The following is a 15,458-nucleotide window of genomic DNA, read 5'->3' as shown; positions in this document are numbered from 1 at the left end:
CAGTCTGCCCGTTTCACCCCGAACGGGTTGTCCCACCGCGTCCCCCCGAGGAGAGCACACTGCCGTGAGATCCACAATCGGATGCACCAGACGCACACTCAGCACGCTGCTGGCGACCGGCCTGATGGCCGCCGGCCTGTTCGCCGTCGAGTCCGGCTCGGCCCTCACCCCGAGGGCCGAGGCGGCGACGGTCATCGATCCGACGTCCACCCAGGCGTTGAGCACGGTCGCCCAGTTCCAGGGCGTCTGGACGACGCCCCCCACCAACCTCACCGGCGGCGAGACCACGGACGCGCCGCTGCTGGGCAACGGAGACGTCGGCGTCGCCGTCGGCGGCTCGATCAACAGCCAGACCTTCTATATAGGCAAGAACGACTTCTTCTCCACCTCGTCGGAGTCGATCCAGCCGCTCGGCCGGATCGTGCTGGCCCTGCCGAACATGTCCGGGGCGAGCTACCACGTCGTCCAGAACATCGCGCAGGCGCAGGTCGACGGCACGTACACGCTGAACGGCGACACGGTCTCGACCACCAGCTGGGTCTCGGCGACCGAGGGCATGTTCGTCACCTCGATCGCCGTGTCCGGCAGTACCGCCCAGGCCGCCACGATCACGCTGCAGAACGGCACCGGCGCCGCCCCGACCACCTCGGTCAGCGGCAGCGTGCTCAACGCGGACGTGGAGGCCGGATCCAGCAACCCGCAGGCACAGATGTCCGCCACGGTGCTCGGCGGCTCGGCGAGCCTGTCGGGCAATCAGATGAGCATCACCCTGCAGCCCGGAACCACCTACACCCTGGCCACTGCGATCGAAAGCAGTGACGACACCAGCAGCTACCAGTCCACCGCGCAGTCGATGGCCTCGTCGCTGACCTCCTCGAGCCTCGCCAGCCTGCTGTCGGCGCACGAGAACTGGTGGCAGGCGTACTGGGAGCAGTCCTTCGTCCAGATCCCGGACCAGAACGTGGAGAAGAGCTGGTACGGCTCGCTCTACCTGCTCGGCTCGGTCTCCCGGTCCGGGAAGTACGCGCCGGGCCTGTGGGGCAACTGGATCACCGGCAACAACATGGCGTGGAACGGCGACTACCACACCAACTACAACTACGAGGCGCCGTTCTACGCCGGTCTGTCGACGAACCACATCGCACAGCTGGGCTCGTATGACGCGCCGGTGCTGGCGTACATGTCGGCCGGCGAGGCGCTGGCGAGCGCCAACGGCGACAAGGGCGTGCTCTACCCGGTCGGCATCCTGCCCAACGGCGGCACCGACGGGGCGAACAGCCTGCTCAACCAGAAGTCCGACGCCGTGTTCCTGGCCACCGACATGGTGATGGAGTACGAGTACGACCACTCCAGCAGCTACGCGAACGAGGTGCTCCCGTACCTGGAGCAGGTCGGCACGTTCTGGCAGAACTACCTGACCCTGACCAACGGCGTCTACGTGGACAACAACGACGCGCCGCAGGAGAACAACGCCTACCCGCAGACGAACAACGCGGTCTCGCTGGCGTTCGTGCACATGCTGTTCCAGGGCCTGATCGACATGAGCAACGCCACCGGGCAGAACTCCTCGTCCATCTCGACCTGGCAGAACATCATCAACAACCTGGCCCCGCAGCCGACCACGACCTCCAACGGCCAGACCGTGTTCGCGGAGACCTCGCAGGGCGCCGGCTTCGTCAACGACGGCAACGACGTCGACATCCAGTCGGCCTACCCGGGCCAGGCGGTCGGCCTCGACAGCAGCAGCACTCTGATCACCGAGGCGCAGAACACGATCGGGCAGCTGACCGACGCCTGGCACGGCGGCAACGCGCCGTGGTCCTTCTACGCCGCGGCCGCGCGGGTCGGCTACAACCCGTCGACCATCATGTCCAACCTGGACAACGAGGCGACGAGCCAGAGCTTCGCGAACATGGCCATCCACCACAACGGCGGCGGCATCGAGAATCTCAACGTGACCACGTCCGGTCTCGACGAGATGCTGCTGCAGTCCTTCCAGAACGACGTCAAGGTCTTCCCGGACTGGCCCAGCGGCAGCAACGCGCGGTTCGGCGACCTGCTGGCCTACGGCGACTTCCTGGTCTCCAGCAGCATCCAGAACAACACGGTGCAGTACGTCCAGGCCACCAGCCAGGCCGGCGGCAACTACGTCTTCACCAACCCCTGGCCCGGCCAGAACGTCGAGTACTACGACAACGGCACGGACGAGGGCACGCTGTCCGGCACCGAGATCACCATTGCCACCACCACGGGCGAGACCATCGACCTCGCCCCGGCCGGCACCTCGCTGACCACCATCCAGAACGAACTCTCGGGTGGCGAGGGCGCGTACGGCGGCACCCCGGCCGCGGTCCCCGGCACGGTTCAGGCGGAGAACTACGACACCGGCGGCCAGGGTGCGGCGTACAACGTGACCTCGGTCAACGGCACCGGCACCGGCTACCGCGCCGACGGAGTCGACCTGGAGACCACTTCGGACACCGGCGGCGGCTACGACCTGGGCTGGACCGGGACCGGACAGTGGTTCAACTACACCGTCAACGTCGCGGACGGCGCCACCTACACTGCCAGCTTCCGGGTCGCCGGGGACAGCGCGGTCTCCGACGCCTTCCATATCGCCAATGCCGCCGGCACGAACCTGGGCGGCTCGGTCAGCGTGCCCTCGACCGGCGGCTGGCAGAACTGGACCACAGTCACCGCCACTTTCACGCTACCCGCGGGCATCCAGACGCTCACCCTCGACGAGGACAACGGCGGCTGGAATATCAACTCCATGAGCTTCGCGAGCAGTGGGTACTCCACCGGATTCGAGACGGGTCAGCCACAGCCGACCTGGACCGACACGGTCGACACCTCCGACACCCACGGCGGCGGCCTGTCGAACGTGGGCGGGCTCTGCTGCGGGCTGACCGGTCCGGAGGCCGGGGTACGCAGCGGCAGCGGCGAGCAGGCGCACACCGGCACTTCGGCGCTGATGTACTCCGGCTCCGCGACCGCGGCGAACGCCCATGCCTACATGCAGGTCATCGACCTGAGTTCGGCTCCGGTACCGGTGGACGCGAACACGGTCCTGACGTACTGGATCTTCCCGCAGAGCAACGCCACGACCACGTGGGTGCCGGCCGGGTCGACGGACAGCGAGTGCGTGGCCGTCGACATGATCTTCAGTGACGGCAGCGACCTGCGCGACTCCGGAGTGAAGGATCAGAACGGCGTGACGGACCATCCGGCCTCGATGTGCGGGCACCTCACGCTCGACACGTGGAACCAGGTCACGGTCAACCTCGGCTCGGTCAAGTCAGGCCTGTCCATCGACAAGATCCTGCTCGGGTACGACCAGGCCTCCGGTGCGTCCGGCGGCTACCGCGGCTACATCGACGATCTGAGTATCGCGGGCTGAGCCGGGCCCGACGCGGGCGTGGGCCAGGACGGCCGCGCCTCGTCGTAGCGCGAGCATGATGGAAAACGCGGTGGGGCCGCAGAAGCCTGCGGCCCCACCGCTTCTCCGTGGGAGCTCTGTCGGAGCGCCCTCGGTATAACGTTATCGCGAGGGCTTCAGGCCCTGAGTTCGCCGGAGCCGCGCACGATCAGGTCGAGTGGGACGACCACGGTCTCGACCGCGCGGTCCGGCTCGGCCATGCGCGCGCGCAGCAGCTCGACCGCGGTGCGGCCTATCCGGGCGGTGTCCTGGGCCACCACGGTCAGCGCCGGCTGGAGCAGGTCGGCCAGCGGCACCTCGTCGAAACCGACGATCGCGATCCGGGAGGCCTGGTCGCGGCCCAGCTGGCGCAGGACCGCGATGGTCGTCTCCATGTTGCCCGTGACCAGCGCGGTCGCGGGCTGCGCGGCGTGCAGCGCGGTCTCCAGGGCCGCGGCCACCCGCTGCGCGGTGATCTCCCCGGTGTGCACGAGCCCGTCGAGCGGCTCGCCGTACGCGCGCAGCGACGCCCGGAAGGCCCCGGCGCGTTCGCGCCCGGAGAAGACCCGCTCGCTGTCGCCGATGTAGGCGATCCTGCGGTGACCGTGCTGGTGCAGGTGGTGGAAGGCCATGCCGATGCCCGAGGCGTTGTCGGACATGACGCAGTCCGCCGAGATCCCGCTCATCGGCCGGTCCATCGAGACCACCGGCATGCCGGCCTCGAGTTCGGGCTGCAGATAGCCGTGGCTCTCGCCGATCGGCTCGACGATGATGCCGTCGAGGCGCTGGCGGCACATGGAGATCAGGATCTCGCGTTCGCGCGCCTCGTCGAAGTCGGTGGAGGCGGCGAGCAGGGTGAGCCCGGAGGAGCGCGCCGTGTGCTCGATGGCCGCGAGTTCCGGGTTGACCTCGGCGATCCGGCGCACCGCGGCGCCGATCGTGCCGGTGACCCCGAGCCGCAGCTGCCTGGCCCTTTCGTCGGGCCGGTAGTTCAGCGCGGCGATCGCCGCCTGGACCTTGGCGAGGTTCTTCTCCCCGACGGTGGGGTCGTTGTTCACCACCCGCGAGACGGTGCGCAGGGCCACGCCGGCCTCGCGGGCGACATCGACCATGGTCGGCCGCTTGGGCCGCGTTCCCGCTCCGGTCCCGCTGCGTGCTGGACTCATCCGGCTACTCCTCGATCCGACAGCCGGACGTTATCAGATCGACTCTTGACATGCGTCCGCACGCTGGCTTTATCCTTGAGATAACGTTATCTTAGGATGCGTTCCCGGTACAGCCTATCGCCGGCCGGTCACACCATCCCTCGGGAGAGTCCCTGTTGGCACACCGTCGCCGCGCGCGCTCGTGCGCCGCTGCTTCGCCCTGCCCACGCGGCTCATCGCCGGACTACATATGGGAGCTACCACAGTGACGGACCCAGCAGCCGAGATCGAGGAGATCCTCGTCCTGCACCACAGTCATCTCGACGTCGGCTACACCCATTCGCAGCCGATCCTGTGGCGACTGCAGACCGAGTACATCTCGGAGACCGTGGACTGGCTCGAGCGCACCGAGGACCTGCCGGAGGACTGCCGCCCGAAGTGGACCTGCGAGGCGACCGAGCCGGTGCGCCGGTGGCTCGCGGCGGCGAGCCCCGCGCAGGTCGTCCGGTTCAAGGACCTGGTCGAGCAGGGCCGGATAGGCCTGTCCGCGCTGCGCTGGCACGTCAGCTCCCTGATCGACCGGGACGGCCTGCGCCGGCTGCTGGCCGGCAAGCGCGAGCTCGAGGACGTGGTCGGCACGCCGATCCGGGTCGCCTGCCAGCACGACGTCAACGGAGTGCCCTGGCCGCTCGCGGACGAACTGATCGACGCGGGCGTGGACCTGTATGTCAGCGCCGTGAACCGGCATCTGGGCCGGCCCATCTCGCCGCGGCCCGGGCTGTTCGACTGGCAGGCCCCGTCCGGGCGGACGCTGCGGGTGTTCAACGGCAGCCACTACACCATGTTCGACCAGCTCCTGAGCGCCTGGGACGACTCCGTCGAGCAGATGGCGAAGGGCTGGGACGACTTCCACGCGCGGCTGCGCGCCGCGCACTACCGGCTGCCGTTCGTCTACCTCACCTCCACCTGCTCGCCGATCATGTGGGACAACGCCCCGCCGAACCCGTATATGCCGGACCTGATCCGGCGCTGGAACGAGCAGGGGCGCGGACCGCGCATCCGGTACGCCACGTTCGACGATCTCAGGGCACGCATCGAGCGCGTCCCGGAGAGCGAGATCCCGACCGTCGCGGGGGACTGGACCGACTTCTGGAGCTTCGGCGCCGGCAGCACTCCGGTGGCCACCGCCGTCAACCAGCGCAGCAAGCCGCTGCTCGCCGCCGCCGAGGCCCTGGGCGCCGGCCCCGCGCTGCTGGCCGAGGCGGCCGAGCGGGTGGACCTGTTCGACGAGCACACCTGGAGCTACTGGGACACCGAGCCGGGCAACCTGCAGGCGCAGGCCATCGAGACGATCAAGCAGGCGGGCGCGCACGAGGGCCACGAACTCGCCGCCTTCGCCGTGATGGACGGGCTCGAGCGGCTGGCCGGCAACCCGGTGGCGGACAAGGGAATCACCCGGGTGCTCGTGTGCAACCCCACCGCACATCAGCGCACGGTGAGCCTCGAGCTGCCGGAGACCTGGTTCGCCGAGTGGACGCCGGCCACCGAGCGCACCTACCGGCCCAGCCGGATGTCCTACGAGAACCGGCCGTGGCGCGTGCCGGGAGCCGACGAGCGGCGGCACGCGACCGGGCCGATCGAGCTCGGCCCGTGGCAGTGGCGGATCGTCGAGCGCGAAAGCCTTCCGGCGGCGCAGTTCCCCGGCCAGCCGACGCACGAGGTCCTCCGGGAGCGCACTGCCGCCCGCGAGCTGAACTTCGCCACGGCCGTCAACCGTGAGGCGGCGACCGGCCTGATCACCTCCCCGTTCCACGTGCTGACCTACGAACCGGACTCCGGGCGGATCACGTCCCTGATCGACCGCGCCACCGGCCGCGAGATCCTGCGGCCCCGGCCGGGCATGGATCTGCTCTCCTTCGTCCTGGAGCGGGCCGATCCGCTCGTCGACGGCAGCCGCCGCGCCTTCTACCGGCGCGACCTGGACCGGGAGAAGATCGACGAGTCGTGCTGGGAGCCGTGGGTTGCGATCCACGAGCCCGCCGAACGCGTGCTGCACTGCCGCGTCGAGGAGCGGCCGGGCCACATCGTGCTCGAGCGCGCCTTCGCCGCGCCCGGTACCAGAAGCCTGATCCAGCGGATCCGGCTCGACGCCGTGGACCCGGTGATCCGCTTCGACATCGAGGTGGATCTGGTCGGCGACGCCGCGCCCAGGGGCGTGTACTTCGCGCTGCCGCTGGCGATGGACGCCGAGTGGCGGGCCGAGTTCGACACGGCGGGTCAGGCTGTGGAGCTGGACGAGCAGCAGCTGCCCGACGCCTCCCGCGGCTGGGTCACGGCGCAGTCGACGGCCGCGATGTGGGACGCGCACGGCGCCGTCGCGCTGATCACACCGGACGCGCCGCTGGTGCAGTTCGGCGACTTCCACTTCGGCCCGCCGCCGGAGCGGATCGAGCGCCCGGCGGATCCGCTGCTGCTCAGCTGGGCCGCCAACAACTACTGGGACACCAACTTTCCGCAGATCCAGAGCGGCCCGGTCAAGCTGCGCTACGGACTGCTGACGCTGCCCGAGCACGATCCGGTCGAGATCGCGGCGCAGGCCGCGAAGCTGCGCAGCCCCGTGCTCACCTGGCCGGTGACCAGCGGCGGGCACGGCCCCTCGGACGGGGTGCTGTGAAATAGCGCCCCGCCGCATCGGCGCGCGGCCACCTGGCCGCGCCGCCGTTCCGACGACCCCCGCGATCGCCCCACAGAACAGAAAGGCCGGCATCCCGATGCCCGCTCGCGGCTATGAAGCCGACCCCCGCCATGCCGTCGCCGAAGCGGTCGGCACCGGATACCGCGACGCCGCGGCCACGCTCGTCCCGGGACTCGTCCTCGCCGTGGACGGCCCGGCCGCGGTCGACTGGGACTGCGTCAGCACACAGATCCACGACGCCCTGGCCGCGCACGGCCTCGCCGCGCCGCAGGTCGACCTGCGCGCCCACTTCGCCGCGTGGCCGGACATCCTCGGGCTCGGCTCCGGTGCCCTGCTCGAAGGCGACCCCGACTTCGCCCCGCTCTCCCAGGCCGGCCTGGGCGATTTCTTCGCCGATCTGCCGGCGGTCGAAGCGGCCGCCGACGCGGTGACCGTCGTGTTCGGACCGGGCGCCGCGCTGGCCGCGCACGACCGGCTCTGGTACGTCGATCTGCCCAAGCGCTACGCCGAAGCCCAGATCGCCACGGGTCTCGGCCGGAATCTGGGACAGCCGGCCGAGACCGGCCCCGGCACCAGCCGCCGGCTGTTCTACATCGACTGGCCCGTGCTCGACCGGCACCGGGACGAGATCGCCGCCGACATCGACCTGTGGATCGACGCCCAGGATCCCGAGTCCCCGAACTGGTTGGAGGGTTCGGCGCTGCGCGAGGCCCTGCGGCTGCTGGCCGCGCGGCCCTTCCGGACCCGGCCCACGTTCAACACCACCTCCTGGGGCGGCCACTGGGCCCAGAAGGAGCTCGGCTTCAACACCGAGGCGCCCAACACGGCCCTCGGGTACGAGCTCATCGCCCCGGAGAGCGGCATCCTCATCGGCGACGAGCACGGCGCGTGCGTCGAGGTGCCGCTGCAGGTACTCGTCGCCCTGCATCCGCGGGAAGTCCTGGGGGAGCAGGTGCACGAGGTCTTCGGCACCTCGTTCCCGATCAGGTTCGACTACCTCGACACCGTCGGCGGCGGAAACCTGTCCGTGCACTGCCATCCGCAGTCGGACTACATGCGGCGCGTCTTCGGCTGGCCCTACACCCAGCACGAGACGTACTACATGATGGTCGGCGGGGAAGGCGGACGGGTCTTCCTGGGACTGCGCGAGGACGCAGACCTCCAGGGTTTCCGGCGCGAGGCGGACCGCGCGGTACACGAGGCGGTGCCGTTCGACATCGAACGCTACGTCCAGTCGTTCCCCGCGGATCCGCACCAGCTCTTCCTGATCCCGGCCGGCACGCCGCACGGGAGCGGCGAGGGCAACGTCGTGCTCGAAATCAGTGCCACGCCCTATCTCTACAGCCTGCGGTTCTACGACTGGCTCCGCAAGGACGGCGCGGGGCGGCAGCGTCCGGTGCACGTCGAGCGCGCCTTCGAGAACCTCGACCCGGCCAGATCCGGGCAGGCCGTCTCACGCGACCTGGTCCAGAGCCCGCGCGTCGTGCGCTCGGGCGAGGGCTGGCGCGAGGACGTGATCGGGCAGCTGCCGGAGATGTTCTTCGAGGTGCGTCGGCTCGAGTTGGCTCCGGAGGGGAGCGTCAACCAGAGCACCGACGGCCGGTTCCACGTGCTGAACGTGGTCGAGGGCGAAGGACTGATCGTGGAGGCGGACAACGGTTCCGGCTACACCTTGGCCTACGCCGAGACGCTGACCATCCCCGCCACCGTCGGCGCGTACCGGGTGCGGGCGCTGGGCGAGGGCCCGGTCCGCTACGTCAAGGCCTTCGTCCGATGAGCCCGAGCGGTGACGGCGGCGCCGAGGAGAACGGCGCCGTCGTGTCCGTCATGGACGTGGGCGGCACCCACGTGGCCGCCGCGAACGTGGACCTGCGCTCCGGCGCGATCCCGGCCGGGCAGCCGGTACGCCTGGCGCTCGACAGCCACGCCGGCGCCGAGGAGTTCGTGGCGACGCTCGTCGCCTGCGCGGCCGCGCTGCCCACCCGACCGGGCCGCCGCTGGTCGATCGCCGTGCCCGGCCCGTTCGACTACGCACACGGCATCGCCTGGTACGAGGGCGTCGGCAAGTTCGACGCCCTGCGCGGCTTCGACCTGGGCGAGGCGCTGGCCACCAAGCTGCCCGACGCCGCCGCCATCGCCTTCCACAACGACGCCGACGCGTTCGGCGTCGGCGAATGGTGGCGCGGCGCCGCCCAGGGCCGCCGCCGCGTAGCCGGAATCACCCTCGGCACCGGCATCGGCTCCTGCTTCCTGCAGGACGGCCGCCCCTTACGCGAAGGTCCCGGAATTCCGCCCGGCGGAAGGATCAACGAACTCCACTACGCCGGCAAGCCGCTGGAGGAGACCGTCTCCCGCCAGGCCCTGAGACAGGCCTACGCCGAAGCCGTCGGCGCGGACCCGGAGGCAGCCGACGTCAAAGAGATCGCCCAGCGCGCCCGGGAGGGCGAAGAAGCAGCCGTCAGGGTCTTCGAGCGGACCTACCGGATACTCGGCACCGTCCTGGCCTCGATACTCGGGGGCTTCGCCCCGGACATCCTCGTCGTCGGCGGTTCCATCGCAGCATCCTGGGATCTTATCGCCGGGCCCCTGACCGCAGGCCTCCACGAAGCTGAATCCGGCCGCGCCCAAGGCATCGCCGTAGTGCCCGCAGCCCACCCCGCACAAGCCGCCCTCCTCGGCGCGGCTCATCTGGCAGCGGAGGGAAACACCGGCTCCGACTGACGTCCGCGATCTCTCGCGCCGCTGCTCATAGGGACCTCACGCTCAGAGCGCCGTATCGACCTCGACAACGCGCACCGTGCCCTTGGTGAGGACCAGTACCGTGCCCGGTCCGTGGTCGCGAAGGACCCTGATCCGCTGTGCGATGCGCCCGGAGTGCGAGTGCGTCGAGTAGTGCGGCGCCTCAGGGTCCGGATCGACCAGCGCCAGTCGCCCGGTGGAATCCGCGACCACGAACCCCGACTCAGCTTGGACGGCGTGATCGACGTCGGCTGCGGCAAATCGCCGCAGCGGCGTCCCGTCGTGCGCGTCAAGGGCCCTGACCGTGCGGCCGGCCTCGGAGACCCAGAGGATCGGGCCCGTCCGGCTCACCGCCCGAGGCGTCAGATCGACATCGTCGGATCGGAAGAAGGCTGCGACGGCCCCGGTGGAGAGCGAGACCGAGACCACGCTCCACACCGTCCGCCCGAACATGCGCCCATTGCAGCAGCGGCGTACCAGGGGAGCAACGCATTTCCGAGATGAACGCGCGGCGGGCCCTCCATTTTTCTGGAGGACCCGCCGGACGTTCTACTTCCGCCTTCGCGGCGTCTGACCGCTGGCCGCCTACAGCTAGCGCAGCACGCCGATCGCTTCCGACTCCGCCGGCGCCGGCTCCGGTGCCACGTGGCGGGCCGAGCGGCGCCAGTTGCGTTCGCCGAGGAGGGTCATCACCGTGGGGAGGAGTAGGACTCTGATGACGGTCGCGTCGAGCAGGATGGCGACGCCGAGGCCTATGCCGAGTTGCTTGAAGTCCTGCATGCTCAGTGTGCCGAAGACCGCGAAGACCGCGACCATGATGGCTGCCGCGCTGGTGATCGTGCCGGCGGTGGCGCGCAGGCCGTGGGCTACGGCGTCCTTCGTGCTCAGGCCCCTTTCGTGCGCCTCGCGGATGCGGGAGACGACGAACACGTGGTAGTCCATGCTCAGTCCGAACAGGACTACGAACACGAACAGCGGGATCCAGGATTCGAGCGCGCCGACCGGGTTGGTGCCGACCAGGCTCGCGCCCCAGCCGTGCTGGAAGACCGCCACCATCACGCCGTAGGCCGCGCCGGTGGACAGCAGGTTGAGCACGATCGCGGTGGCCGCGATGGTCCAGCTGCCGAAGGTCAGCAGCATCAGCAGGAACGTGACGCCGAGTACGAACAGGAACACCGGCACGATCCGATGGTCGAGCTGGTCGTTGAAGTCGTTGCTGAAGGCGAGGTTGCCGCCGAGTACGGCCGTGCTGTGGGGGACGGCGCCGAGTGTCTGCGGCAGCACGCTGCTGCGCACCGTGTCGATCGAGTGCACCGCCTGCGCGTCGGTGCCCTGGCCGGCGACCGGGAAGAGGATCTTCACGATGTGCTGCGCCGGGTACGGGGTGACCTGCACCTGGCCGCTGCCGAGCGCGCCGTCCGCGGCCGCCTTGGCCTTGAACGCGGCGATGGCCTCGGTCACCGCGGGGGCGGTCGGGTCAGGGGTCTGCATCACGATCATGCCGGGCGCGGGGCTGGCCGGGAACTCGGCGCTGATCTGGTTGTAGGTCTGCACCATCGGGGTGTTCGCCGGGAGCAACTGGTTGACGTCGAGCGACTGGGTGTGCAGCCCGGCCGCCGGGATCGCCAGGATGAGCATGAAGCCGGCGGCCGCCACGGCGAAGCCCTTGGGGTGATCGAGCACCTTCGCGAGCGTGGCGTTCCACAGCCGGCCGCCCTCGGCCTTGGCCGGGCGGTGCAGCTTGGACGTGCGCCGGCCCCAGTCGATCCGGTCGCCGAGCATGGCGAGCAGCGCGGGCAGCACGGTGACCGAGCCGAGCATGGCGATCGCGACGACGAGGATCGAGGCCAGCGCGAAGCCCTCGAAGATGTGCATCCCGGTCAGGAACATGCCGGCCATCGCGACCATCACGGTCACCCCGGAGACCAGCACCGAGTGGCCGGAGGTCGCGGCCGCGATGCTCAGCGCCTGCTTCGGGTCGCGGCCGTTCGCCCGCTCCTGCCGCTCCCTGCGCAGGTAGAACAGGCAGTAGTCGACGCCGACGGCGAGTCCCATCAGCAGCATCACGGAGTTCGAGGAGGAGGACTGCGGGACGGCGTGCGAGATCAGATCGAGCAGCCCCAGCGCGCCCATGAACGCGGTGACCGCGAGCAGTACCGGCAGCAGCGCCGCGATCAGCGCGGCGAAGGCGGCCAACAGGATGCCGAAGGCGAGTGGCACCGCGGTCCACTCGGCGCGCTTGAAGTCCTTGCCGAGGGTCTGGTTCACCCACTGGCTTCCGGAGGCGTCGCCGACCTCGTCGACCTGCTGGCCCGGATGCGCCGCCTGGACCTTCGCGACGGCGTCGAGCACGGGCTGGACCCGGTCGGCCGCGGTCGAGGCGTCACCGGTCATGTCGAACTGGACCAGTGCGTAGTGCCGGTCCTTCGAGATCAGGCCGGTGGTGTAGGGGTTCTGCAGGTTGTCGGTCTGCCCGGTGGCCTTGACGGCGGAGATCACCTGGTCGACGGTCTGCCGGAAGCCGGCCGTGTCGGCGGTGTGGGCGCCGTCGTGCACCAGGACCATCTCGGAGGCGGGGTCGGACAGCCCCGCGTTCTGCAGAATCTGCAGCGCCTGCGCAGAGCTGCCCACGCCCTGCTGTGCGTCGCTGAGCTGATTCTGACCGAGCGCGCCGCCGATCGCCGTCGCCAGTATCACGAACAACAACCAGCCGAACACGGCCGTCTTGCGATGCGTCGCGCTCCAGCCGCCGAGCGCGGCCGCAGGGCTTCGTCTGTGCGCCATCAGTCCATCCCCCTGGCAAACAGGATTCCGGTGCAGGTCACCGGCTCACCACATACGCTATTGACGCGCGCGCCGCATCGACATCCGGCCAACCGGCGTCTCGGTGGTGGTGCCAGGTACACCCCCGAAACGGGGGAGAGCCCCCGTGCGGACCCGACCGCGCCGGGGAACGGCGTGCGTGCGCGAGGCCGACTCGACGGCCGCCGGCCCACGCGGTCGAGGGGGCGCAGGCCGCGATAAAGCCCTTCCCGGCACCGAGATTCGGCGCCGGGAAGGGCGACCCGCAGGCGGGAGGGGTGGGAATCCGCGCACAGGCGGACGGTCGCGCAACGCGCTGAGAATCAGGAACCTGGCAATCAGGAACCTGGCAATCAGGAGCCGTTGGGCACCGGCATCCGGAATCCCGCCCAGGAATCGGCCATGCGCTGCGCCTGGTCCGGCGTGAAGCGGTCCATGCAGCCGTCATCCACGTAGTCCATGTAGTTGTGCAGGTTGAACTGCTCCGGGCAGCCCTGGGCGGCCCAGGCCTCCGGCGGGGTGTCGGCGACGTAGTCGCCGGGTGAGGCGCACCCGTTCTCGAAGGTGTGGTAGAGCCCCAGCCAGTGGCCGACTTCGTGGACCACGGTGTCACCGTCCATGGATCCGTCCCGGGCGCCGGCGATGCTGTCGTAGGCGTCGATCACGCCGTCCTGGGCGAGATTGTCGTTGGTGGGGAAGGTCGCCTGACCCAGCAGCGGTTCCCCCTGGGTCTGCCGCGCCTGGTTGTAGTACAGGTTCAGCGCGTTCATGCCGCCGACGTGCAGGCGCTGCTTGGCCTCGCGCACCAGGTCGCCGTCGACCGGCGCCTGGAACAGATCGGCGTCCGCGACGTACAGGGTCGGGCTGAACGGGTTCTTGAGCTCGAACTTGAAGGCGGTGGAAGCGCTCGGGCCGCCCCCGGCGAAGGCGCGGTTGAGCACCGCGATCTGGCCGAGGATCTGCGAGAGGCTGAGCTTGGTGGCGGGCTCGGCCGGATCGTAGATGTCGTGGACGTAGACAGGGATGGTGACGGATCCCGTGGCGTAGAACGCGTGGAGCTCGTTGGGACGTCCCGGAATGCGCAGCGGGGTGTAGAGACCCGCGCGCTGCTGCAGCGCCTGGAGCAGGGAGTCCTGCTGGGCGATCTCCTCCGCCGTGGTGGGGTCGTCGATGTCCCTGATCGCGCCGTCGAATCCCGCCCGCGGCGGCTCGATGCAGACGGTCGCCTGCCGCTCCTGCGGGGCCGCGGTCTGATGATCGGCCGCGCCCCCGCTCATCGCCAGCGCCGAACCCGCGCCGGTCAGGCTCGTCCCCATCAGCACCGCCGTGGTCATCCCGGCGAACGCAATTCTCCGCGCAGCGCGCACGTGCGCCACTCCTCTCGCTGAAAAGCATGCTCGGGCGCCTCATGGCGCTCGTTGGCCAGGATCGCCGCAGGCCTCGACGCCGTCGCCCGCTCGTCCCGGGACACACCGATGCATCACTCAGCTGGCATAAATGACGGTTCATACGCTCGCCGAACCGGTATGCGCCGCACTGAATATCCGATCTTCGGCGCGGATGCGTGTGGGGACGGCACCAGTTGATCCCGCGACCACCGGTGTGAACCGATGGTGTGTCAGGTCGGCAGCGGGCCTTGGCCCGGTCTCCGGTGATCCACAGTGGCGGAGGGCAGAGCCCTGTCGAAGATCGCCACCCGAGCGGAGGCCCGTCATGGATGACAGCCGCACAACCTTCTCAAGCCCTCCGGGCGATGATCCGGGCATCGCCGCGCCGGGCGGCGCCGGGGTGGTGCCGTCCACCCGCCGCGGCCCGTGGCGCCGGAGGCTACTGGGCGTGGCCACGGCGGTGACCACGGCTTCCACCGGTCTGATCGCCACGGCCGCACCCGCGTCGGCCGCCACCCCCTGTGGCAACGGCATCGCGGTAGCCGGTGGATGCCTCTACGCCCACGTCGGCACCGACTACTTCACCGTGCCCGCCGGCGTCACCGACGTCACCTTCCTGCTCGACGGCGCCCGCGGGGGCAACGGGGCCGGCGTCGGCGGCGGGAGCGGCAACTTCGGCGGTGCCGGCGGCCGGGTGAACACCGTGCTCCCCGTCACCCCCGGGCAGGTCTTCCAGATCAACGTCGGTGCCCTCGGAGGCCTGCTGCTCGGTGGCTTCAACGGCGGTGGCGACGGTTCCGACGGCGGTGGCAACGCCTCCATCCACGCCGGGGGCACGGGTGGCAGCGGTGGTGGCGGCGGGGCGTCGGATGTCCGTACCGACCCTTACACGCTCGCGAACCGGGTCGTCGTCGCCGCGGGCGGCGGAGGCGGCGGCGGAAACGGCGGCAGCGCGATCGAAAGATCCGGGGGCAAGGGCGGTGTCGGAGGTGGTGGCGGCGGCGACTTCATCCGTGGTGTGAACGGCACGATGGGCGGCTTCGGTGAAATGAGCGGCGGGACCGCCGCTCTCAGTGGCGGCCCCGGCTTCGGCGGCGTCGGCGCCGACGACGTCTTCCCGGGCGGGGGCGGCTTGGGCGGCTATGGCGCCGGTACCGGCCCCTACGAGGGCATCCCCGGCTTCGGCGGCGACTTCGGCCACCCCGGCACCGGCGGTAACGGCGGAGCCGGAGGCGCGGGCAATCCCCTCAAGAACCCCGGCGGTGGCGGCG

General features: G+C 70.1%; 8 protein-coding genes and 1 pseudogene. 5 read left to right on the top strand and 4 right to left on the bottom strand.

Annotated elements, in window-relative coordinates; translation table 11 throughout:
* The first annotated feature begins 64 nt into the window (after positions 1–64).
* Positions 65–3,400, top strand: a complete 3,336-nt coding sequence (locus tag KDL01_RS43460; RefSeq protein ID WP_307846388.1) for a carbohydrate-binding protein — start codon at positions 65–67, stop codon at positions 3,398–3,400.
* Positions 3,401–3,555: 155 nt separating this feature from the next.
* Here KDL01_RS43460 and KDL01_RS17960 read toward each other — a convergent pair whose 3' ends face one another.
* On the bottom strand, positions 3,556–4,584 hold the full coding sequence (locus KDL01_RS17960) for a LacI family DNA-binding transcriptional regulator (protein ID WP_212529661.1): 1,029 nt from the start codon (positions 4,582–4,584) through the stop codon (positions 3,556–3,558).
* A gap of 244 nt (positions 4,585–4,828) precedes the next feature.
* Here KDL01_RS17960 and KDL01_RS17955 point away from each other — a divergent pair, with 244 nt between their 5' ends.
* The 3 genes from KDL01_RS17955 (at position 4,829) to KDL01_RS17945 (ending at position 9,979) form a co-directional block, all read left to right on the top strand.
* The gene (locus KDL01_RS17955; protein ID WP_212529660.1) at positions 4,829–7,237 is read left to right on the top strand and encodes a glycoside hydrolase family 38 N-terminal domain-containing protein; all 2,409 of its coding nucleotides are present in this window, start codon (positions 4,829–4,831) and stop codon (positions 7,235–7,237) included.
* 97 nt (positions 7,238–7,334) lie between these two features.
* On the top strand, positions 7,335–9,035 hold the full coding sequence (locus KDL01_RS17950; RefSeq protein WP_212529659.1) for a class I mannose-6-phosphate isomerase: 1,701 nt from the start codon (positions 7,335–7,337) through the stop codon (positions 9,033–9,035).
* Positions 9,032–9,979 carry an ROK family protein gene (locus KDL01_RS17945; protein ID WP_212529658.1) on the top strand — a complete coding sequence of 316 codons (948 nt, stop codon included), beginning with the start codon at positions 9,032–9,034 and terminating at the stop codon, positions 9,977–9,979. Before KDL01_RS17950 ends, KDL01_RS17945 begins: the two co-directional genes overlap by 4 nt.
* Positions 9,980–10,021: 42 nt before the next feature.
* Here the strand turns inward: KDL01_RS17945 and KDL01_RS17940 are convergent, their stop codons facing one another.
* From KDL01_RS17940 to KDL01_RS17930, 3 genes are all read right to left on the bottom strand, one after another.
* Positions 10,022–10,426 (bottom strand): hypothetical protein, encoded by a 405-nt coding sequence (locus KDL01_RS17940; protein ID WP_212529657.1) that lies wholly within the window; start codon positions 10,424–10,426, stop codon positions 10,022–10,024.
* 162 nt (positions 10,427–10,588) lie between these two features.
* A complete protein-coding gene (locus KDL01_RS17935; protein ID WP_212529656.1) occupies positions 10,589–12,781 on the bottom strand; it encodes an MMPL family transporter in 2,193 nt (730 codons plus the stop codon).
* A 371-nt stretch (positions 12,782–13,152) separates the two neighbouring features.
* Positions 13,153–14,133, bottom strand: coding sequence for a zinc metalloprotease (locus tag KDL01_RS17930; RefSeq protein WP_212529655.1), 981 nt, complete (start codon positions 14,131–14,133; stop codon positions 13,153–13,155).
* 379 nt (positions 14,134–14,512) lie between these two features.
* Between KDL01_RS17930 and KDL01_RS17925 the strand changes: the two are divergent.
* A pseudogene (locus KDL01_RS17925) lies at positions 14,513–15,458 on the top strand (hypothetical protein); the annotation flags it as partial.

Source organism: Actinospica durhamensis, from assembly GCF_018139695.1.
In the GTDB taxonomy this organism is placed as follows: domain Bacteria; phylum Actinomycetota; class Actinomycetes; order Streptomycetales; family Catenulisporaceae; genus Actinospica; species Actinospica durhamensis.
Note: the sequence above shows the minus strand (reverse complement) of the source record. Positions and strands in the feature narration are given on the sequence as shown.

Excerpts from the sequence above, each read along its gene's own strand:
- KDL01_RS17945 (WP_212529658.1), top strand. The coding sequence starts at position 9,032 with ATGAGCCCGAGCGGTGACGGCGGCGCCGAGGAGAACGGCGCCGTCGTG.
- KDL01_RS17950 (WP_212529659.1), top strand. The coding sequence starts at position 7,335 with ATGCCCGCTCGCGGCTATGAAGCCGACCCCCGCCATGCCGTCGCCGAA.
- KDL01_RS17960 (WP_212529661.1), bottom strand. The coding sequence starts at position 4,584 with ATGAGTCCAGCACGCAGCGGGACCGGAGCGGGAACGCGGCCCAAGCGG.
- KDL01_RS17935 (WP_212529656.1), bottom strand. The coding sequence starts at position 12,781 with ATGGCGCACAGACGAAGCCCTGCGGCCGCGCTCGGCGGCTGGAGCGCG.
- KDL01_RS17930 (WP_212529655.1), bottom strand. The coding sequence starts at position 14,133 with ATGACCACGGCGGTGCTGATGGGGACGAGCCTGACCGGCGCGGGTTCG.